This is a genomic window from Janthinobacterium sp. SUN100 (assembly GCF_030397705.1).
Classification (GTDB): domain Bacteria; phylum Pseudomonadota; class Gammaproteobacteria; order Burkholderiales; family Burkholderiaceae_D; genus Janthinobacterium; species Janthinobacterium kumbetense.
In genome coordinates, this window is sequence record NZ_JAPUBU010000006.1 from 31,399 (window position 1) to 52,904 (window position 21,506).

A 21,506-nucleotide genomic window follows, 5' to 3' on the forward strand; every position below is an offset into this window, starting at 1 on the left:
AGCACATGCCCATTAACGAGAGGCGCTCGCTGTGGCGGCGCGCCAAACCCTATCTGGCGGTGTTCGATCCGCCGCTGATGATCATTATCCTGATGCTGCTCAGCACCAGCCTGCTGACCCTGTATTCGGCCAGCATCGGCATCCCCGGCAAGATCGAGGACCATTTGCGCAATATCCTGCTGTGCTTTTTCGTCATGTGGGTGGCGGCCAACGTCACGCCGCAGATGATGATGCGCATCGCCGTACCCGCCTATACGGTGTCGGTGATCTTGCTGGTGGCAGTGGCGCTGTTCGGCACCATCAAGCTAGGTGCGCGGCGCTGGCTGCATATCGGCGTGATCGACATCCAGCCGTCCGAATTCCTGAAGATCGCCACGCCGCTGATGCTGGCCTGGTTCTTCCAGCACAATGCGGGCGCCCTGCGCTGGAAATCGTTCGTGATGGCAGCCGTGCTGTTGCTGGCGCCCGTCTATCTGATCGCGCGCCAGCCTGACCTGGGCACGGCGCTGCTGGTGGTGGCGGCCGGCTTTACCGTCATCTTCCTGGCAGGTTTGTCGTGGAAGGTGCTGGCCGGCTTGCTGATCACTTTTGTTTCCTGCCTGCCGATCGCCTGGTCGCACCTGCATGATTACCAGCGCGACCGCGTGATGATGCTGATCGACCCGACCAAGGACCCGCTGGGCAAGGGCTTCCATATCATCCAGTCCATCATCGCCATCGGTTCCGGCGGCATGACGGGCAAGGGCTGGACGCACGGCACGCAAGCCCACCTGGAGTTTGTTCCGGAACGTACGACCGATTTTATTTTTGCCGTATATTCCGAGGAATTCGGCCTGGTCGGTAACTTGATCCTGATGCTGATGTATTTGCTGCTGGTGGGACGGGGGCTGATGATCGCCGCCAACGCCCCCAGTTTTTTCACTCGCCTGCTGGCAGGAGCGATCACTATGATTTTCTTTACTTACGCCTTCGTTAACATGGGCATGGTCAGCGGCATCGTGCCGGTGGTCGGCGTTCCCCTTCCATTCCTCAGCTATGGCGGCACCGCGCTGCTGACCCTGGGCGTGGCCACCGGTATCCTGATGAGCATTCAGCGCCACCGCAAGCTGGTGCAGACCTGATGCGCGCGCCTTTCGATACCTTCGCCATGCGCGGGCTGGGCCTGACGGTCTTGCTGACCCTGGCCGCCTGCGGCACGACGCCGCAAAAGCCCGCATCGAATAACGTGCCGCTGCCATCCGGCGGCAAGGTCAAGTCCCCTGTGCGCCAGGATCCCACCTTGCCCGCGCTGCCGGCGGCTGGTTCCGGGCGTGGCGGCTACTACAAGGACGATGGCCCGGGCGACAATCCGCCGGCCAACCTGCGCGACGTGCCCGATGCGGAAGTGCGCAACGAGCCGTATTCCACGCGCTCGAACCGCCCGTATGTCGTCTTCGGCAAGACCTATACGCCGATCACCGATAACGAACCGTTCAAGCAGAAAGGCACGGGTACCTGGTACGGCAAGAAATTCCATGGCCAGCGCACCTCGTCCGGTGAAATCTACGATATGTACAAGATGACGGCGGCCCATCCGACCTTGCCGATTCCATCGTATGCGCGCGTGACGAGCATCGACAGCGGCGAGCAGGTGATCGTGCGCATCAATGACCGTGGCCCGTTTCACGCCACGCGCGTGATCGACGTGTCCTACACGGCGGCGCTGAAACTGGGCTTCCTCGGCAAGGGCAGCCACCAGGTGGTCGTCGAGCGGCTGCTGCCAGCCGATATCGACGCCATCCTGGCGGCCCGTGCGGCGCCCAAGCCGGTGCCGTCCGTGGTGGCCATCTCCATCGATACGCCGGTGGAAACGGGCGCCGTGGTGCAGCCGGAAGTGTCGACGCAGATGCTGCCCGTCGATGCGACGGTGGCCATGCCGGCGCCGGCGGCGCTGGCCAGCGGCTTCTATTTGCAGCTGGGCGCCTACTCGCGCGCCGACAATGCGGAATCGGGACGTTCGCGCCTGGCGCCATACGCGGCAGCCCTCGGTACCCTGGGCGTGGTGCAGGCCGGTAACCTGTTCCGCCTGTACGGCGGACCGTTCTCCAGCCGCGCCGAAGCGGCCCGCGCGGCGGCGAATTTGCCGGAATCGACAGGCATCAAGCCGATCGTGATTCAACGATAGTTATTTACAACTACGCAGTTCCTGCTCCGGGAATTGCGTTTTAATTTTCTCCAGACGCGCGCGCGTGGCGGCGTCGAGGTCGCGGAACTGGTAAGCCATCTGCTTGCTGGCGCTGTAGCGCGGTGCGACGCGGGCGCTGTGCACGCCCTGTTTGTTGAGCGACGCCAGCTGGCTTTGCGCGCTGGTTTCCGACTTGAACACACCCAGTGAAATGCCCCAGCGTAGCGGGCTGCTTTCATTCATGATGAAGTAATTCGTCACGCCCAGCTGCTTCAATTCGCCTGCCTTGCGGTCGGCGCCTTCCTTGCTGCCCTGCGGCGGGATGTACACCATGTAGCTGGAAATCTCCTGGCCTGCCACGTTGCGGCGCGACTGGCGGTCGCCCAGGTCCAGCGACGCCACTTGCGCTTCGAAGCGGCGCCCGTCAGCCAGCAGGAAATTTCCCACTTCCGTACAGGCATACGATAGCGGTGGCGCCGGTGCGGCCGCCGCCGGCGTCACTGCCTCTTCGGCGGCAGGCGGCGTGGCGGGCGCCATGGCCTGCTCCTGCGTCAGCAAGGCGAGCTTGGTCGCCTGCAGCTGGTTTTTCAGGCGCGCCGGCTCGCGCGTCTCCGTGCGAAAACTGCCCAGATAACCCTGGCCGATGGCCAGTACCAGCAGGTTGACGCCGGCCAGCAGCCAGAAGACGAATTTCAGCATGGGTGGTTTCCTTGTGTTCCTGCAGCCCCGGTGCGCGCGGCCGCCTGCAGGCCGAGCATGACGATATTGTCGACCAGGTGCAGCGGCACCGCCAGCGCCAAGGCCGGTGCGATGCGTGCGGCGGCGCCGCCCGACAGCAGGCAGGCGCCGGCGCCGTGCATGCGCACGGCCCGTTCGATGGCGCCCGCCTGGGCCGCCAGGCAGCCGGAGAGGATGGCGTCATCCGTGTTGTCGGCAAAGCCGGCCGGCAGCAGGGCGTCGCTGGCGATTTGCGGCAGCTGCGCCGTGTTGCGCGCCAGCGAGCTGGCCATCAGTCCCAGCCCCGGTAATATCATCCCGCCGAGGAAAACGCCATCGGCCGTGATGGCGTCGATGGTGGTGGCGGTGCCGCAATTGGCGACGATGACGGCCTGGCCAGGCGCCAGCGCGTGCGCGCCGATGGCGGCGGCAAAACGGTCGCAGCCCAGTTGCGACGGCATGCGGTAGCCATTTTTCAGTCCCGCCAGCTGCGGCAGCGAGACAAAGTCGCGGGCAACGACCGGCAGCATGGCGCGCAGGTGCGTGCCGATGACGGCGCCTGCCACGTTCGACAGCAGTGCTTCGCCGATGGCGAGTGACGCCCACTGCGCGGCCAGGGTGTCGATCTGCGCATGCGTGACGGCGCCGCTGGCCAGCCAGCCGCCGGTGGCGCTGTCGGCGGCCACGAGCGCCCATTTGATGCGCGTATTGCCGGCGTCGATCAGCAGCAGCATGCGCTTACTCCCCCGTCAGGCGCAGGGACACGTCGCCGGACATGATGTGCTGCAAGCCATCTTCGCCGCGCAGCAGCAGCCGGCCCAGTTCATCCACGCCGGCCGCCACGCCTTGCTGCAGCAGTTGGCCATTGTCGAGGATTTTTACGTGCTGGCCTTGCCAGGCATGCAGTGCGTTCCAGCGTTCCGTGAAGGGCGCAAAGCCCGTGTCGTCGAATTCGGCCAGCACGCCGGCCAGGCGGCTGAGCAGGGCTGCCACCAGGGTATTGCGCTCCATCTGCGCCAGCCAGGGCACGGCCGAGACGCTGCGGCCGATCTGCCGTTCCAGCGCGTCGGGCATCAGCAGATTGATGCCGCAGCCGATGACGGCGCACACGCCACCGTCTGGCGTCTGCTGCGTCTCGACGAGGATGCCGGCCAGTTTATGCCCATCCTTGAGCAGGTCGTTTGGCCACTTCAATTGCACGGGCACGCCCAGCGCCGTCATGGTTTCGGCCAGCGCCACGCCGACGGCCAGCGGCAGGCCGACCAGCCGGTGCAGCGGTCCCTTGAAGCGCCAGGCCAGCGAGAACATCAGGCTGGCGTCCGGTTGCGACACCCAGGGCCGCCCGGCGCGTCCCCGTCCGGCCGTTTGCTGGCCGGCGATGCGCAGGGTGGGGCCGGCCAGGGTGGCGCAGCGCGCCAGCAGGTCGGCGTTGGTCGATCCCGTTTCGTCGACCACTTCGATGGCCACGTGGGAGGCGCCTGTGGCGCAATGGGCGGCGATGGCCGCGCTGTTCAGGTCTGAGTGCTTCGTCATGGTGGTCAGTTCAGTTGCGCGCCTTGTGCGGCGCATTCGCGAAGGCCCGGTCGTAGATGGCATTGGGCAGCGCGCGCAGCAGCTTGGCGACGACGCCCATCTGCCACGGGATCACGCGGTAGCTGTCGCCATCGGCGATGGCGCGCGCGGCGCACACGGCGAATTTTTCGGCCGGCATCAGGAAGGGCATGCGGTAGGCGTTGTGGCGCGTCATCGGCGTGTCGATGTAGCCGGGCGTGATGGTGACGACCTTGATGCCCGCCGGTTTCAATTCCAGGCGCAGCGATTCGCAGTAGCTGATGACGGCCGCCTTCGAGGCGCTGTAGGCTTCGGCGCCGGGCAGGCCGCGGATGCCGGCCACGCTGCCGATGCCCACCAGGCGTCCGCTGCCCTGGCTTTTCATGGTGGCGATGAAGGGGGCGAAGGTGGCGACGGTGGCCGTGACGTTGATGGCCATCAAACGGGCGAAGGCGTCGAGGTCTTCCGCATGTTCGCTCAAGGTGCCGTACGACACGCCGGCGCTGGCGATGACGACGTCGATGCCGCCGGCATGGGCGATGAAGTCGCCGGCCGCGCTTTTCAGGGCGGCGTGGTCGCACACATCGACGGCGTAGGCGCGGTGGCGTTCAGGGTGGGGTAGGGAGGCGATCAGTTGCTGCAGGGTGTCGCCGCGGCGGGCCAGCAAGCCCAGATGGGCGCCCTGGCGCGCGTACTGCAGCGCCAGGGCGGCGCCCAGTCCGCTCGACGCGCCCGTGATGAAAACGCGATGCATCAGGCGACGCCCGGGCGCGCCAGGGAAGTGGCCATGCTTATTTCTTTTCCGCTTTGGCTTTCGCGACCAGCACGTCCATCACCGTGAGCGCCTGGGCGTTCAGCTGCTCTTCGTTCTGTGCCGACTTGCTGCCCTGGTTCGCCTGCGAAGGGGAGGTGATGTAGCGGCCATCGATGGCGATCATGGGCCAGAACGTCACGTTATAACCCTGCATCATGGCGTCCGCGCGGCGCACGCGGGCCGAGATACCCATCGAACGGTAGGTGTCGATGAACTTCTGGCGGTCCACGCCCTGCTTGGCGACGAAGTCGAAGACGGCGTCGTCGGTGTTCAGGCGGTTGCGTTCCACGTGCATGGCGTGGAAGACGCCGGTGTGCAGCTTGTCGACGAGGCCCATGGCTTGCAGGGTGAAGAACAAGCGCTGCTGCGGCGCCACGCTGTCATCGCGCGACACGTGCACGCGCTTGAAGACGATGTTGTCGCCCTGTTTCTTGACCCAGGCCGCCAGCTGCGGTTCGAGCACGTTGCAATGCGGGCAGTAATAGGCGAAGAATTCCGTCACTTCGATTTTCTTGCCCGATTCCGTCGCCTGCGGCGTGGGCAGGGTTTCGTACTCGACGCCGTTCTTCGGCTCGGCCGGCGAGGCCGACGCCCCCATGGCGGCGGTGAACAGGGCGGTGGCGATCAGGATGTTCTTCAGAAAACGCATGCTGGTTCCTTATTTTTGGTTGCGGACGACGGCGACATCGATGCCGTTTTCAGACAGTTTGGTGCGTGCGCGGTTCATCGCCTCGAGCTGGTTGAACGGCCCGACCCGTACGCGGTGCAGCACGCCGGCATCGGTGCTGCGGTCGCTGATGGCCGCTTCGAAGCCGAGCAGCGCCAGTTTGCCGCGCGTGCTTTCGGCGTCCGACATGTCATGGAAGGCGCCGGCCTGCAGATAATAAATCCATTTGTCGCTGGCTGCATCGGCCTTGGCCTCTTTCGCGTCGGCCTTGGCTTGCGGCGCGGGCGCCGCTGGTGCTGCCGCCGGCGTTTTCGGCGCCGGCTTGTCCTTCAAGGTACCGATCAATTCCTGCAGCGCGTCCGGCGGCGGCGCCTTCGGCTGCTGCGCGGTGGCGGGCGCGGGCGCCGGTGCGGCAGGCTGCGTCGGCGTGACGATCTCGCGCGGCTCCTTGGAGAAGTCGCGCGCCGCTTCCTTGGCCGCTTCCTTGTTGCCGTACATCGGCTTGTTCGGGTCGGCGATCTGGCCAGCCGTCGGCTCGGCCGATTTGCCGGCCTTGCCCGACTTGTCGGTGAAGGGCGAGGCGCCCTTGGTGATCACCAGGGCGACCACCACGGCGATGCCCAGGCCGATGACCAGGCCGATGATGATGCCGACCAGGGTATTGCCCTGCTGGCGCCGGGACGAAGAGAAGCGGGAAGCGTGATTCATTGACGGTTTGACCTTCGCGATTACATTTTGTTTGGCGCGGACACGCCGATCAGTGCCAGGCCGTTGCGCAGTACCTGGCGCGCGGCGATGACGAGGGCCAGGCGGGCCATCTTGACGGCGTCGTCCTCGACCAGCACTTTTTCGGCGAAGTAGAAGCTGTGCAGGTTGGCGGCCAGGTCGCGCAGGTAGAAGGCGACTTGGTGCGGTCCCAGTTCGGCTTGCGCGCGCGCCAGCATTTCAGGGTAGGCGGCCAGGGTCGCCAGCAGGGTCGCTTCGGTCGGCGCCGTCAGCGGGGAAAGGTCGACGCTGGCGACCGTGCTTGCATCGCCGCCCCAGTTTTCCAGGATGCGGCAAATGCGCGCATGCGCGTATTGCACGTAATAGACGGGGTTTTCGTCGGTGGTTTTCAGCGCCACGTCGACGTCGAAGACGAATTCCGTGTCGGCCTTGCGCGAGATCAGGAAGAAGCGCACGGCGTCGCGGCCCTTGGCGATGTCGCCGCCGCCCGACCATTCGATCAGGTCGCGCACGGTCACGTAGGAGCCGGCGCGCTTCGAAATCTTGACTTCTTCGCCATCCTTCATGACGGTGACCATCTTGTGCAGCACGTAGTCGGGGTAGCCTTGCGGGATGCCCATGTCGACCGCCTGCAGGCCGGCGCGCACGCGCGCGATGGTGCCGTGGTGGTCGCTGCCCTGGATATTGATGGCTTGCACGAAGCCGCGCTGCCATTTCACCAGGTGATACGCGACGTCCGGCACGAAATACGTGTAGGTGCCGTCCGTCTTGCGCATGACGCGGTCCTTGTCGTCGCCGAAGTCGGTGGTGCGCAGCCACAGCGCGCCATCCTGCTCATACGTGTGGCCCGCCTTGATCAAGGTTTCTACCGCACTGTTGACCTTGCCGTCCGCGTACAGCGACGATTCCAGATAGTAATTGTCGAACTTCACGCCAAACGCCTGCAAGTCGATGTCTTGCTCGTTGCGCAGGTAGGTAACGGCGAACGGGCGGATCGAATCGATGTCTTCCACGTTGCCGTTGGCCGTGGCAGGCTGGCCATCGCTGGCCGAGACCGTCTTGCCTGCCTTGAAGTCGTTGGCGATATCGGCGATGTAGTCGCCGTTGTAGGCCGATTCTGGCCATTCGGCGTCGCCCGGCTTGAAGCCGCGCGCGCGCGCCTGCACGGAATTGGCCAGGGTCTGGATCTGCACGCCCGCGTCGTTGTAGTAGAACTCGCGCGTGACCTGGTAGCCTTGCGCGTCGAACAGCGAGGACAGGGCGTCGCCCAGGGCTGCCTGGCGGCCGTGGCCCACGTGCAGCGGACCGGTCGGGTTGGCCGAGACGAATTCCAGGATGACTTGCTTGCCGGCGCCTGCCGTGCTGCGGCCATAGCTGTCGGCCTCGCTCAAGATGGTTTTCACCACGGCTTGCTTGGCGGCGGCGGAGACGCGCACGTTGATGAAGCCGGGACCGGCGATTTCCACTGCCTCGACCAGGCCCTTGCCGGCCGGATTGGCCAGCACGGCCGTCACGATGGTTTGCGCCAGTTCGCGGGGATTCTGTTTCAGCTGCTTGGCCAGTTGCATGGCGATATTGCAGGCGACGTCGCCATGCGATGCATCGCGTGGTCGCTCGAGCACTACGCTAGGCGCAAGCGAGGTGCCGGCCAGGACGGGAGCGAGGGCGGCCTGGAACAGGGCGATGATTTCTTGTTTCTGTTGGGCGAGCATGAGCAGGATGGCGGTGGAACCGCGTTAAGAATGAATAGAATGAATCAAAAAGCAAAACGGACGGCCAGTACCCAAGCCGCCCAGACTGCGTTAATTATACTGGTTTGCTGCCGGGAACAATACGCCAGCCGGCAGTGTGCCCGTGCCGGCGCTTTTCACGATATTATCAGGACAGCATGCCTATGTTGGTGCATGAAAACATCAGCATGGCGCATTCTGCTTGTATATATGCAGTTTTTTGCCGCAATTTACATGTATCGCTGCAATCGCTTGGGCCAGAGGGCGCCACAAACGCTACAATCGACCCTTTATTGATGACGCGCGGCCGCGACTTTGCCACCATGCAGCCCGCCGCGCGCAGCCACACCGGATAACTATGAACAAGCGCCCCACGCTGAAATTGAAAACCAAGCCGGCGCCAGGCCAGGCTCCTGCCGCACCGAAATTGCGTCCCAGCTACCATCCCGACCTGAAACCGGTCTTGCAGCCAGGCTTCCAACCCGATTTGCGCGCCGACTCGCTGGCGTTTTGCCTGCTGGGCGCGGCTAATGCCGTGGCGCAAGTGCGCACGGGCACGGCCCTGCCGCAGGCGCTGGCCAAGGTGTTTACGCAATCGAACGCCAGCCCGCAGGCGCGCGGCGCCATCCAGGATATCTCCTACCGTACCATGCGCCAGCTGGGCCGCAGCGAAACCCTGGTCGGCCTGATGACGTCGAAGGCGCCCGAGCCGCCGATGCTGGCCGCCCTGCTGTGCTGCGCGCTGTCGCTGATGTCGGCCGAGCCGGGCGAGCAGCCGTACGAAGAGTTTACCGTTGTCGACCAGGCTGTCACAGTGGCCACTTCGCATCCTGACCTGGCGCATGCCAAGGGCATGGTGAATGCCGTCTTGCGCCGTTTCTTGCGCGAGCGCAAATCCTTGCTGGAAGCGGCCCTGCAGCAACCGTTGGCACAATGGAATTATCCGCAGTGGTGGATCGACTCGCTGCGCCTGGCTTACCCGCGCGACTGGCAAGCCATTCTGACGGCCGGCAATGCCGTGCCGCCCTTGACCTTGCGCGTGAATCGCCGCAAGAGCACGGTCGAAGCGTATCTGGCCGTGCTGGCGGAGGCCGGCATTGCCGCGCGCCAGGTGGGACCGTTCGCCGTGCGGCTGGACAAACCGATCGGCGTGGCGCTGATCCCCGGCTTCGAGCAGGGTGTCGTTTCCGTGCAAGATGCCGGTGCGCAATTGGCCGCGCCGCTGCTGGACTTGCAAGATGGCATGCGCGTGCTGGACGCCTGCGCTGCGCCGGGCGGCAAGACGTGCCACATCCTGGAACTGGCCGACGTGCAAGTGACGGCCATCGATGCGGACGCCAAGCGCCTGCCGCGCATCGCGGAAAACCTTGAGCGCCTGGGCCTGGACGCCACCCTGAAGGCGCAGGATGCGCAATCGAGCGCGTGGTGGGACGGCCAGCAGTACGACCGCATCCTGGCCGACGTGCCGTGCACGGCCTCGGGCATCGTGCGCCGCCATCCCGACATTCGCTGGTTGCGCCGCAAGGGTGATGCGTTCCAACTTGCAACACTTTCCTCCAAAATTCTGGACAACCTGTGGCAGATGCTGCGCCCCGATGGTAAATTGCTGTTCGTGACATGTTCATTGTGGCCGCAAGAATCCGAGGCACAGGCGGCGGCATTTGCGGTACGCAATAATGCGATCCGATTGACAGCGCCTGGCCAGCTGTTGCCGACTGGCAGCGCGGAGCAGGACCACGACGGTTTGTTCTATGCGCTATTCCAAAAAAATGCGGCTTGAGCGATTCGTCGAACCTTATCTTACGGACACTACCGGCACACTTGTGACAACACGACTCTTCCGACTCCTGGCCCTGCTGCTGATGCTGGCATGTACCATGCCACGCGCGCATGCCGCCGACATGGTCGAGATCACCCGTGCCTATATCGAGTCGGGCGAAGAGGGCTACAAGCTGGCCGCCACGTATTCCTTCGAGCTCAATCACGACCTCGATGATGCAGTACAGCATGGCGTGCCGCTGTATTTCACGACAGAAATCGAACTGACCCGGCCCCGCTGGTACTGGTTCGATGAAAAAGCCATCGTGGCGCGCCAGACCAGCAAGCTGTCCTATAACGTGCTGACGCGCCAGTATCATGTGTCGGGCGGCGGCTTGCAGCAAAGCTTTCCCACCCTCGACGATGCGCTGTTCCTGATCCGCCGTCCCAGCCGCTGGCTGGTGGCGCGGCGCGGCGAGCTGAAAGTGGGGCAGACGTACAACGTCACCTTGCGCATGGGCATGGACCGCGACTACCTGCCCAAGCCGATACAGGTCAATGCCTTCAATAACAGCGACTGGCGCCTGGCTTCGAATAAAAAAACCTTCTTGTATACGGCGGAGTAGTGAGTCAAGCATTGCGCTATTTGCTGGTGGTGGGCGGCGGCATTGTCAGTATCCTGCTGTTCCTGCTGGCGTCGGCTTCCGACAATTCCGGCTTTTTCGACCGCTATTACACCTGGCTGCTGGGCCTGAACGCGGCCGTCGCCGTGTCCCTGCTGGCGCTGGTGGGCATTTCCCTGGCGCGCCTGTACGCGCGCTACAAGAGCGGCAAGTTCGGCTCCAAGCTGATGACGCGCCTGGTGATGCTGTTCGCCGCCGTCGGCATCCTGCCGGGCCTGGTGATTTTCCTTGTCTCAGTGCAATTCGTCTCCCACTCCATCGAATCCTGGTTCAACGTCAAGATCGAAGCGGCGCTGGAATCGGGGATTGAGCTGGGCCGTGCCGGCCTCGATGCGGCCCTGGTCGAGCTCGACCACCGGGGCCACAAGGCCGTCGAAGAACTGGGCGCCGACCCGGTGGCCGGTCCGGCCGTGCTGACGAGCCTGCTGCGCGAAGAGGGCATGCAAAACGTCATGCTCGTCAGCGGCGACGGCGTGCTGCTGGCCAGCGCCGGGCCGCACAGCGCGGCCGACTTGCCGACGCCGCCCATGCTGGTGCAGGCGGCCTTGCCGGCCGGCTATGCCTCCGCCGAGGGCGGACTGGAGCTGCACGACGATGGCACGGAGTCGGGCGGCGGCGGTTTCCGCTCGGGCTTGCCGGCATCGCTGGAAACGGCGGCCAGCCTGCGCCTGCGCGTGCTGGTGGCCGTGCCGGGGCCTTCCGTCTCGCCCCGCTATTTGCAACTGCTGCAATCGGTGCCGCCCAAGCTGGCGACGAATGGCGAAGTGCTGCGCGCCGCCTACAGCGAATACAAGGAACGTTTCGTCGCGCGCGTGGGACTGCGCAAGATGTACATGGAAATCCTCACCTTGACCCTGCTGCTGGCCATTTTTGGCGCCATCGGCAGCGCTTTCCTGATCGCGGGCAATTTGGCCCAGCCCCTGCTGCTGCTGGCCGAAGGCACGCGCGCCGTGGCCGAGGGCGACCTGTCGCCGCGCCCCATCGTCGCCACCAAGGATGAACTGGGCACCCTGACGCAGTCGTTCAACATCATGACGCGCCAGTTGCTCGATGCGCGCACGGCCGTGGAAAGCAACCGCGCCGCCTTGCAAAACGCCAAGGCCCACCTGGAATCGGTGCTGGCGAACATGTCGGCCGGCGTGATGGTGCTCGACGGCGACTTTAAACTGGTGACCTGCAATGAGTCGGTCGAGCGCATCCTGCAGCATTCGGGCATGAGCATGGTGGGCCAGCCGCTGGCGAATATTGCTGGAATGGAAGAGTTTGGCGGCGCCATCATCAGCGCCTTCACGGCGCAAAGCGCGCAATCGGCATCGGGCCGCAACCAGCAGCGCCTGCACTGGCAGCGCCAGATCGAGATTCCGCGCCGCCTGGGCAGCAGTGCCGACGAGCATGACATCACCTTGCTGGCGCGCGGTTCGCGCCTGCCGCTGGAGTCCGGCAGCGGCTACATCGTCGTTTTCGACGATATTTCCGACGTGATTTCCGCGCAGCGCTCGATCGCCTGGGGCGAGGTGGCGCGCCGCCTGGCGCATGAAATCAAGAATCCGCTCACGCCCATCCAGCTGTCGGCCGAGCGCCTGCAGATGAAGCTCGAAGGCAAGCTGGAGCAGCCTGATGCCGACCTGCTCAGCCGCGCCACCACCACCATCGTCAAGCAGGTCGATGCGATGAAGCGCATGGTCGACGACTTCCGCGACTATGCGCGCACGCCGCCGGCCGTGCTCACGCCGCTGCGTCTGAACGAGCTGATCGAAGAGATACTGAACCTGTACCTGCGCGGCGACGATGGCGACATCATCCACCCGCTGCTGGCGCCGAATCTGCCGATGGTGATGGGCGATCCGACCCAGTTGCGCCAGGTGATACACAACTTGCTGCAGAACGCGCAGGACGCCATGGCCGACCTGCCGCCGGACTCGCCGCATCCGCGGATTGACGTAAGGACGGAAGCAATTCATTATCGCAGTGCGGACGGCGGCGTGAATATCGCCGTGCGGCTGGCCATCAGCGACAATGGCCCTGGTTTCGCGCCAAAAATCCTGGCGCGGGCCTTCGAGCCGTATGTGACCTCGAAGGCGCGCGGCACGGGATTGGGCCTGGCGATGGTCAAGAAAATTATCGATGAACACGGCGGACGCATCGATATCGAGAACCGGGTCGACGGCAATGGCGCTTCGGTGGTCATTTTGCTGTTAAAGTTAGCTCCCGACACTCCTGCCCAGGAATTCCTGGCGTGAGGGTCTGGTTTAGTATTTAAAACACTAATAAAATCATAGTTGTCCGCCGTGTGCATCTTGTGCGCGACGGCCGGCGAAATGAGGAAGGCAAGACACGAATGGCAAACATACTCGTAGTGGATGATGAAATGGGTATCCGTGAGTTGCTCTCGGAAATTTTGGGCGACGAAGGACATGCTATCCAGCTGGCCGAAAATGCGCAGCAGGCGCGCGAAGCGCGTGCCGCCGGTGCGCCGGATCTGGTATTGCTGGATATCTGGATGCCCGACACCGATGGCGTCACCCTGCTCAAGGAATGGCAGCGCGACGGCTTGCTGACCATGCCGGTGATCATGATGTCGGGCCACGCCACCATCGATACGGCGGTCGAGGCGACGCGCATCGGCGCCATGAACTTCCTGGAAAAACCGATTGCCCTGCAAAAACTGCTGAAGGCAGTCCAGCAAGGCTTGACGCGGGCACAGGAAACCGTGCGCGCGCCGAGCGTGGCGCCGCGCCCCGTGGCACCCGTGGTGGCCGAGGAAAGCAGCCATCCCGTGCCGAGCTTTGGCGGCAGCGCGCCGCAACAGCTGATGGTGCGCCCAGGCATCGCCGTACCGGCGGTGGCCGAAGGCCATGGCTACAACCTGTCGTTTGACTTGCCGCTGCGCGAGGCACGCGACGCGTTCGAGCGCATGTATTTCGAACATCACCTGGGACGCGAAGGCGGCAGCATGACCCGCGTGGCGGAAAAAACGGGCCTCGAGCGCACCCATTTATATCGCAAGCTGAAACAGCTGGGCGTCGAACCGGGCAAGTTGGCCAAGAAAAGCCTGTGACGGCAGCCGTGCGGCGTCCGACGCCGCTGACTCTGGTCAGCGGTGGACGCGCCGCCGGGCGTGAAGCGGCCATCGCGCAAGCCTTGCCGCCTGGCCAGCCGGCCGCCGTGATCCTAGAAGGATTGGCTGACGGCAACGCCATCCTGGCCGACCTGGCCGGGCAAGTTTCTCCTCCTCCATCATTTCCATTGCAACTGTTGCGCATCGCGCCAGGTTGCCTGTGCTGCAGCGGCAATCTCGTATTGCGTGTAACATTGAATCGTCTGCTGCGCCATCCACCCGCACACTTGTTCATCAGCCTGGCCGACGCCACGCACATCGAACAATTGCGCACCTGGCTCACCGCCAGTCCCTACGATGCCCTGCTGGCGCTGCAAGCAGACATGGTGGTTTCCTGACGATTTCTTGATCGCCTTACCGCAGTCGTAGTTTGCATCTCGTTACAACTCTGTAGCCCGCAGGGTGGCATGGCCGCTTGAAATGGCACCGTGTGAACCCCACCTCTGTTCTGACACCGCAGGAGCTTCTCCTGCTTGAGCGAAGGATGCAAAATGAACCTGATCTATAACAGCGAACAATACAGCGTCGTGGAATTCGGCGTCGACGGCGACCTCGAAGCCCTGCGCTTTGGCGGCTATGAAATCGTCGACAAGGGGGGCAAGCGGGAAACGTTTATCGCCGGCATCCTTGCGCAACACTTCCGCCGCGACGTCACGGAGCTGATCGCCAGCGAACCCAGCATGGAAGAGATCGATGAATTTTTGGGCAGCTATGATTCCCTCATGAGCCAGCCCGTGCTGTTGCACTGACCGGATGGCTATCGCCACCATACCAATCCGTCTGACGGCATGGTATGGTGGTTGTGTTATTCAGCTGCAAACAGACCATGTGCCAACTTCTCGGAATGAATTGCAATGTCCCCACGGACATTGTCTTTAGTTTTACCGGCTTCGCCATGCGCGGCGGCCATACCGATACCCACCATGACGGCTGGGGTATCGCCTTTTTCGAAGGCGCCGGCGTGCGCCATTTCGTCGACCACCAGGCGGCCATCGCCTCGCCCGTGGCCGAACTGATCAAACGCTACCCGATCAAGTCGCGCAATGTCATCGCGCATATCCGCAAGGCGACGCAAGGCCAGGTGGCGCTGGAAAATTGCCACCCGTTCGTGCGCGAACTGTGGGGCCGCTACTGGGTCTTTGCCCACAATGGCGATTTGAAGGATTTCAACCCCGTGCTGACGGGCAGTTACCGCCCCGTCGGCTGCACGGACAGCGAACGGGCTTTCTGCTACCTGCTGCAGGAACTGCACGCGCGCTTTGGCGATGCCCCGCCGGCATTGCCGCAACTGCATGCGGCCCTGGCGGAGTTGCTGCCCAGCATCGCGGCCCACGGCACGTTCAACATGATGCTGTCGAGCGGCGAGGCGCTGTTTGCCCATTGCTCTACCAGCTTGCACTATCTGGTGCGACAACATCCGTTTCCAACTGCTAAACTCTCCGATGAAGACCTGAGCGTGGACTTTTCCCAGGTGACGACACCCCAGGACCGCGTGGCCGTGATTGTTACCCAGCCGCTGACGACAAATGAGCAATGGACGGCGTTTGCGCCGGGCGAATTGAAATTATTTGTCGACGGGATGGTGCAAGACACGCCAGTCGCCTAATTTGTTGACGACAATAAACTGGATTGCTGCCAAAATACCCACAGCGCGGGCGGAATTCAGCTAAAGTATTGTCAATAGTGAACCTTGATGCGGGCGCGGCGCGGCCGGTGTCACTCGACGTGATTGATGAAGAGTTAATGATCGATATTTCCAGCAACGACATCACCCCGAAACCCTTGCGCGTGCGCGAGTTCTATCTGGGGCGACAACCTATCCTTGACCGCAATCAAGCCCTGTTTGGCTATGAGTTGCTATTCCGCAACGCTCCGGTCGGTCCCGCCAACATTACCAGCGATCTGTCCGCCACGGCCTCCGTCATCGCCCACGCTTCCCAGCTGGGCATGGAAAAGGTCATCGGCGACGCGCTCGGTTTCGTCAACGTCGATGCCGACGTGATCATGAGCGACATCTTCGTGTTCCTGCCGCGTGAAAAAGTGGTGCTGGAAATCGTCGAATCGATGCCCGTCACGCCGGAAGTGCGCGCGCGTATCAGCGAGCTGGTGGGCCATGGCTTCACTTTCGCGCTGGAAAACGTCGTCTCCGATACGGCGCAAGTGCAGGAACTGCTACCGCTGGTGCAGTACGTCAAGATGGACATGAGCACCGTCGACCCGAAAGTGCTGGCAGCCCTGGCGCCCCGTTTCAAGCAGGAAAACAAGAAACTGGTGGCGGAAAAGGTCGAGACGCGCGAAGAATTCAAGTCGGGCCTGGACCTGGGCTTCGATTACTTCCAGGGTTATTACTTTGCCAAGCCTGCCATCATGACGGGCAAGAAACTGTCGCCGTCGCAACTGGCCGTCATGGAACTGATGACCCTGGTGACGTCGGACGCCGACAATATGGACATCGAGCGGGCCATCAAGCGCGACGTGTCGCTGGCCCTGAACTTGCTGCGCCTGGTCAATACACCGGCCGTGGGCGCGCGCCAGCGCATCGATTCGCTGAGCCAGGCCGTGACCGTGCTGGGCCGCCGCCAATTGCAGCGCTGGCTGCAAATCATGCTGTACGCGGAACCAAGCAAGCGCGGCCATAGCATGACGCCGCTGCTGATGCTGGCCACCACGCGCGGCCGTTTGCTGGAATTGCTCGCGCATAAACTGCGCCCGAACCACGCCCATTCGGCCGATATCGCCTTTACGGTCGGCATCATGTCGCTGATGGATACCCTGTTCGGCGTGCCGATGTCGGAAATCCTCGGCCAGATCGAAGTGATCGACGAAGTGGCCGAAGCGCTGCTGTCGCGCGAAGGCTTCTACGGCGACCTGCTACGCCTGGCCGAGTGCATCGAGCGCATCGAAGACATGGAAGGCGAGATCGTGCCAACCTTGCGCGACCTGGCCATGTCGCCGGACGATCTGGTGGAGCTGGAAATGGCCGCCTACGAATGGAGCGATAACGTTGTCAGATACGCCCTGTAATTGGCATAGCTAGCCATATCAAGAACCCCGCCCGGCAGTGCCCGGCGGGGTTTTTTTACGCCGGTAGCTGCACTACGCCGCGGCGCCGGGCCAGTGCTTGTGCAGTTCGGGGTCGGTGCGCAGCTCCCACAGGGCCAGCACGACGACGGCGATACCGACGACGAGCTCGTTCCACAGGACGACGCGCTGTTCGGCCAGCCGCAGTATCCACGGCGAGGCGGCGACCCAGACGCCCACCAGCAGGTTGACGACGACGGCCCAGAAATACGTCTTGTACAGGTCGAAGGCGGCCAGGATGGCGATCACGAGGCCCGAGACAAAGGCGTTGATCATCTGCGGCGAGCCTTCGGGGTAGGAAAACGCCCAGGGCGAGACGACGAGCCACAGGCCCAGCAACAGGATCACCTGATCCTGCCAGCGTTTCAGTTTGAAATTGGTTGCCATATATCCTCCTTGCCGGTTGGGAACGGGCCGGAGCGGGCATGCAGCATGCCGGCCGGCATACTGCGTTAGTGCGCTTCGGCGCGCGATAAGTTCCGCGCGCCTTGTGCTTATATTATGGCATTACGACAGGTTCGGCGCCAGCCAGCGTTCCACGTCCTCGATGCTGACGCCACGGCGCTTGGCCATGTCTTCCACCTGGTCCATGCCGATCTTGCCGACGACGAAGTATTTCGACTCCGGGTGGGCAAAATAGAAGCCGGACACGGCCGCACCGGGGAACATGGCATACGATTCCGTCAACTGCATGCCGATTTCCTCGGCTTGCATGACCTCGAACATCTCTTTCTTGACGGTATGTTCGGGGCAGGCCGGGTAGCCTGGCGCGGGGCGGATACCGACATATTTCTCGGCGATCATGTCGTCGTTGCCCAGGTGTTCGTCCGGCACGTAGCCCCACAAATCCTTGCGCACGCGCTCGTGCAGGTATTCGGCGAACGCTTCGGCCAGGCGGTCCGCCAGGGATTTGAGCATGATGGACGAGTAATCGTCGTGCGCATCCTCGAAGCGTTTTTCGTATTTCTCGATGCCCAGGCCCGAGGTGACGGCGAACATGCCGATGTAATCCTTCACGCCCGATGCCTTCGGCGCGATGAAGTCGGCCAGGCACTGGTTCGGACGCTGCACGCCGTCGACCACGGGTTTGACGCCCTGCTGACGCATGCCGTAATACGTGAACGCCACGCTACTGCGCGTATCGTCGGTGTACACCTCGATATCGTCGTCATTGACGCTGTTGGCCGGCAGCAAGGACACCACGCCGTTGGCCGTCAGCCAGCGTCCGTCGATGAGTTTTTTCAGCAAGGCCTGGCCTTCCGCGTAGACCTTGGTGGCCGCGTCGCCCACCACTTCATCCGTCAGGATGGCGGGGAAGGGGCCGGCCAGGTCCCAGGTCTGGAAGAACGGGCCCCAGTCGATGTAGTTGGCCAGGGTGGCCAGGTCGACATTTTTAAACACGCGCCGGCCGATGAACTTCGGTTTCACGGGCGTGCAGGCGCCGTCGAACGGGACGAGCATCTTGTTGGCGCGCGCCTGCGCCAGCGGCAAAATCGGCAGCGCCTTCTTGTTGGCGTGCTGCTCGCGGATGCGCGCGTAATCGAGTTCGATGTCTTCCACGTATTTGTCGCGCTGTTCCGGCGTCAGCAAGGATTGCGCCACGGACACGGAACGCGAGGCGTCCGGCACGTAGATCACGGGGCCTTCGTAGTTGTGGGCGATTTTCACGGCCGTGTGGGCGCGGCTGGTGGTGGCGCCGCCGATCAAGAGGGGAATCTTCAGCATGCGGAAGTGTTCGTCGCGCTGCATTTCCTTGGCGACATACGCCATTTCTTCCAGCGACGGCGTAATCAGGCCAGACAGGCCGATGATGTCGGCGTTTTCCACCTTGGCGCGGGCCAGGATTTCCGAGCACGGCACCATCACGCCCATGTTGACCACTTCGAAGTTATTGCATTGCAGAACGACGGTGACGATGTTCTTGCCGATGTCATGCACGTCGCCTTTCACGGTCGCCATGATGATCTTGCCTTTCGGCTTGGCGACGATGCCCGTGCGCTTTTCTTCCAGCAGCTTTTCTTCCTCGATAAATGGAATCAGATGGGCCACGGCCTGTTTCATCACGCGCGCCGATTTCACCACTTGCGGCAGGAACATCTTGCCTTGGCCAAACAGGTCGCCGACCACGTCCATGCCGGCCATCAGCGGACCCTCGATCACGTGGATGGGGCGTCCGCCATTGTGCAGCAGCTCCTGGCGCGCTTCTTCCGTGTCTTCCACGATGAATTGCGTGATGCCGTGCACCAGCGCGTGCGACAGGCGTTCCTGCACCGTGCCTTCGCGCCAGGCCAGGGTTTGCGCCTCGGCCTTGCCGCCCGCCTTCAGGGTGCCGGCAAATTCGATCATGCGCTCGGTCGAGTCTTCGCGGCGGTTCAGCACCACGTCTTCCACGCGCTCGCGCAATTCCGGGTCCAGGTTGTCGTACACGCCCACCATGCCGGCGTTGACGATGCCCATGGTCATGCCGGCCTTGATGGCGTGGTACAGGAATACGGTATGGATGGCTTCGCGGGCTGGATCGTTGCCGCGGAAACTGAATGACACGTTCGACACGCCGCCCGAGATCTTCGCGTACGGCAGGTTTTCCTTGATCCAGCGCGTGGCGTTGATGAAGTCGACGGCGTAATTATTGTGCTCTTCGATGCCGGTGGCGACGGCAAAGATGTTCGGATCGAAAATAATGTCTTCCGGCGGGAAGTCCAGCGCATCGATCAATAAATGGTATGCGCGCGCGCAAATTTCGATCTTGCGCTCGAAGGTGTCGGCCTGGCCCTTCTCATCGAAGGCCATGACGATGACGGCCGCGCCGTAGCGGCGGCACAGCTTTGCCTGGCGCAGGAATTCCTCTTCGCCTTCCTTCATGGAAATCGAGTTGACGATGGCCTTGCCCTGCACGCATTTCAGGCCCGCTTCGATGACCGACCATTTCGACGAGTCGACCATGATGGGCACGCGCGAAATGTCGGGTTCCGAGGCGATCAGGTTCAGGAAGCGCGTCATGGCCGCCAGCGAATCGAGCATCGCTTCATCCATGTTGATATCGATCACTTGCGCGCCGTTTTCCACTTGCTGGCGGGCCACGGACAGTGCCTCGTCATATTGCTCGTTGAGAATCATGCGCGCGAACGCCTTCGAGCCCGTGACGTTGGTGCGCTCGCCCACGTTGACGAACAGCGACTCGTCATTGACGACGAACGGTTCCAGGCCGGCCAGGCGCAAGTCGTGCGATGGGGCCGGCACGGTGCGCGGGGTGTTTTTCGACAGCAACTCGCCAATGGCGGCGATGTGCTCGGGCGTGGTGCCGCAGCAGCCGCCCGCCATGTTCAGGAAGCCCGCGTCGGCAAATTCGCGCAGCAGGGCGGACGTGTCGGCTGGCAACTCGTCGAAACCCGTGTCGCTCATGGGGTTGGGCAAGCCCGCGTTCGGGTAGATGCACACGAAGGTGTCGGCGATCTTGGCCAGCTCTTCCGCGTACGGGCGCATCAGGGCGGCGCCCAGCGCGCAGTTCAGGCCGATGGTCAGCGGTTTCGCGTGGCGCACGGAATTCCAGAAGGCGGGCACGGTCTGGCCCGACAAGATGCGGCCCGACGCGTCCGTGACGGTGCCGGAAATCATCAGCGGCAGGCGTACGACATCCGGGTTTTGCTCGTAGAACAGGTCGATGGCGAACAGGGCCGCTTTGCAGTTCAAGGTGTCGAAGATGGTTTCCACCAGCAATACGTCGGCGCCGCCTTCCACCAGGCCCTGCGTCTGCTGCAGGTAGGCGGCCACCAGCTGGTCGAAGGTAACGTTGCGCGCGGCCGGATCGTTCACGTCGGGCGAGATCGACGCCGTCTTCGGCGTGGGCCCCAGGGCGCCGGCGACGAAGCGCGGCTTGTCCGGCGTGGAATATTTATCGCAGGCGGCGCGCGCCAGCTTGGCCGCCTGGACGTTCATTTCATAGGCCAGGTGGGCCATGTGGTAATCGTCTTGCGCGATCGTCGTGGCGCCGAAGGTATTCGTTTCGATCAGGTCGGCGCCGGCCGCCAGGTAGCGCTCGTGGATTTCCTGGATGATGTGCGGCTGCGTCAGGGTCAGCAACTCATTATTGCCCTTGACGAACAGTTCGCGCGCGCCACTGTCGGCCGGCGCGGCGAAATCGATGAAGCGGCCGGCGGGGCCGCCGCGGTACGCTTCTTCGTCGAGCTTGTATTGCTGGATGATCGTGCCCATGGCGCCGTCGAGAATCATGATCCGCTGCGCCAGAATGGCGCGCAAGGTGGCTTCGGTCGGGGACATGGCGGGGATCACGGTATCGTTCATTTCATGCTTTCAATAGGCAAACGGGCGGCGGCGCGGCGACAAGACGTTACGAGGCGGATGCGGGTCAGCAGGATCAGCTGACGGAGAGTTGCCGGCCGGGTAGGGCAGGCAGAAGGTGGCAATCGCCTGATTTCACCGGGTCTAAAATTATACGGCATCAGGCTGCTTTGGTTTTAAGCAAAAGCGGCCGTTCGC

19 protein-coding genes are annotated in these 21,506 nt (G+C 63.2%); 10 read left to right on the forward strand and 9 right to left on the reverse strand.

Features of this window, described 5'->3' with window-relative positions:
* The first annotated feature begins 5 nt into the window (after positions 1–5).
* Together rodA and O0881_RS25780 are read left to right on the forward strand one after the other, a co-directional pair.
* Positions 6–1,121: a rod shape-determining protein RodA gene (gene rodA / locus O0881_RS25775; RefSeq protein WP_077399426.1), complete on the forward strand. Its 1,116-nt coding sequence runs from the start codon at positions 6–8 to the stop codon at positions 1,119–1,121.
* Positions 1,121–2,164, forward strand: coding sequence for a septal ring lytic transglycosylase RlpA family protein (locus tag O0881_RS25780; protein WP_289913564.1), 1,044 nt, complete (start codon positions 1,121–1,123; stop codon positions 2,162–2,164). Before rodA ends, O0881_RS25780 begins: the two co-directional genes overlap by 1 nt.
* Here O0881_RS25780 and O0881_RS25785 read toward each other — a convergent pair whose 3' ends face one another.
* The 7 genes from O0881_RS25785 to argS are packed head-to-tail and all read right to left on the reverse strand — an operon-like array spanning position 2,165 to position 8,351.
* The gene (locus O0881_RS25785; protein WP_289913566.1) at positions 2,165–2,863 is read right to left on the reverse strand and encodes an SPOR domain-containing protein; all 699 of its coding nucleotides are present in this window, start codon (positions 2,861–2,863) and stop codon (positions 2,165–2,167) included. It lies immediately after the preceding gene.
* On the reverse strand, positions 2,857–3,615 hold the full coding sequence (locus O0881_RS25790; RefSeq protein ID WP_289913567.1) for a type III pantothenate kinase: 759 nt from the start codon (positions 3,613–3,615) through the stop codon (positions 2,857–2,859). Before O0881_RS25790 ends, O0881_RS25785 begins: the two co-directional genes overlap by 7 nt.
* Positions 3,616–3,619: 4 nt before the next feature.
* On the reverse strand, positions 3,620–4,414 hold the full coding sequence (locus tag O0881_RS25795; RefSeq protein WP_289913568.1) for a biotin--[acetyl-CoA-carboxylase] ligase: 795 nt from the start codon (positions 4,412–4,414) through the stop codon (positions 3,620–3,622).
* 10 nt (positions 4,415–4,424) lie between these two features.
* Positions 4,425–5,186 carry an SDR family oxidoreductase gene (locus O0881_RS25800; protein WP_289913569.1) on the reverse strand — a complete coding sequence of 254 codons (762 nt, stop codon included), beginning with the start codon at positions 5,184–5,186 and terminating at the stop codon, positions 4,425–4,427.
* Positions 5,187–5,223: 37 nt separating this feature from the next.
* Complete coding sequence (locus O0881_RS25805) at positions 5,224–5,895, reverse strand: thiol:disulfide interchange protein DsbA/DsbL (RefSeq protein ID WP_289913571.1); 672 nt, start codon at positions 5,893–5,895, stop codon at positions 5,224–5,226.
* 9 nt (positions 5,896–5,904) lie between these two features.
* Positions 5,905–6,621, reverse strand: coding sequence for an SPOR domain-containing protein (locus O0881_RS25810; RefSeq protein ID WP_289906768.1), 717 nt, complete (start codon positions 6,619–6,621; stop codon positions 5,905–5,907).
* A gap of 20 nt (positions 6,622–6,641) precedes the next feature.
* On the reverse strand, positions 6,642–8,351 hold the full coding sequence (gene argS / locus O0881_RS25815; RefSeq protein ID WP_289913572.1) for an arginine--tRNA ligase: 1,710 nt from the start codon (positions 8,349–8,351) through the stop codon (positions 6,642–6,644).
* Between the two features lie 376 nt (positions 8,352–8,727).
* Between argS and rsmB the strand changes: the two genes are divergently transcribed.
* The 8 genes from rsmB (at position 8,728) to O0881_RS25855 (ending at position 16,952) form a co-directional block, all read left to right on the forward strand.
* Positions 8,728–10,149, forward strand: a complete 1,422-nt coding sequence (rsmB, locus tag O0881_RS25820; RefSeq protein ID WP_289913574.1) for a 16S rRNA (cytosine(967)-C(5))-methyltransferase RsmB — start codon at positions 8,728–8,730, stop codon at positions 10,147–10,149.
* Positions 10,150–10,246: 97 nt separating this feature from the next.
* Positions 10,247–10,753: a DUF4390 domain-containing protein gene (locus tag O0881_RS25825; protein ID WP_251350982.1), complete on the forward strand. Its 507-nt coding sequence runs from the start codon at positions 10,247–10,249 to the stop codon at positions 10,751–10,753.
* Entirely contained in the window at positions 10,753–13,050 is a 2,298-nt protein-coding gene (locus tag O0881_RS25830; protein WP_099665532.1) for an ATP-binding protein, read from the forward strand. The genes O0881_RS25825 and O0881_RS25830 overlap by 1 nt, the downstream gene beginning before the upstream one ends.
* A 98-nt stretch (positions 13,051–13,148) precedes the next feature.
* Positions 13,149–13,868: a response regulator gene (locus tag O0881_RS25835; RefSeq protein WP_034784724.1), complete on the forward strand. Its 720-nt coding sequence runs from the start codon at positions 13,149–13,151 to the stop codon at positions 13,866–13,868.
* Positions 13,865–14,266, forward strand: coding sequence for a GTPase (locus O0881_RS25840; protein WP_099665531.1), 402 nt, complete (start codon positions 13,865–13,867; stop codon positions 14,264–14,266). Before O0881_RS25835 ends, O0881_RS25840 begins: the two co-directional genes overlap by 4 nt.
* A 153-nt stretch (positions 14,267–14,419) precedes the next feature.
* On the forward strand, positions 14,420–14,677 hold the full coding sequence (locus O0881_RS25845) for a DUF3567 domain-containing protein (RefSeq protein WP_077399469.1): 258 nt from the start codon (positions 14,420–14,422) through the stop codon (positions 14,675–14,677).
* A gap of 77 nt (positions 14,678–14,754) precedes the next feature.
* Positions 14,755–15,534 carry a class II glutamine amidotransferase gene (locus tag O0881_RS25850; RefSeq protein ID WP_099668254.1) on the forward strand — a complete coding sequence of 260 codons (780 nt, stop codon included), beginning with the start codon at positions 14,755–14,757 and terminating at the stop codon, positions 15,532–15,534.
* A gap of 137 nt (positions 15,535–15,671) precedes the next feature.
* A complete protein-coding gene (locus tag O0881_RS25855) occupies positions 15,672–16,952 on the forward strand; it encodes an EAL domain-containing protein (RefSeq protein WP_077399474.1) in 1,281 nt (426 codons plus the stop codon).
* A gap of 72 nt (positions 16,953–17,024) precedes the next feature.
* Here O0881_RS25855 and O0881_RS25860 read toward each other — a convergent pair whose 3' ends face one another.
* Both O0881_RS25860 and metH read right to left on the reverse strand, forming a co-directional pair.
* Positions 17,025–17,396: an SPW repeat protein gene (locus O0881_RS25860; protein WP_099665530.1), complete on the reverse strand. Its 372-nt coding sequence runs from the start codon at positions 17,394–17,396 to the stop codon at positions 17,025–17,027.
* A 120-nt stretch (positions 17,397–17,516) separates the two neighbouring features.
* Positions 17,517–21,311 (reverse strand): methionine synthase, encoded by a 3,795-nt coding sequence (metH, locus tag O0881_RS25865; RefSeq protein ID WP_180278628.1) that lies wholly within the window; start codon positions 21,309–21,311, stop codon positions 17,517–17,519.
* Between the last annotated feature and the right edge of the window lie 195 nt (positions 21,312–21,506).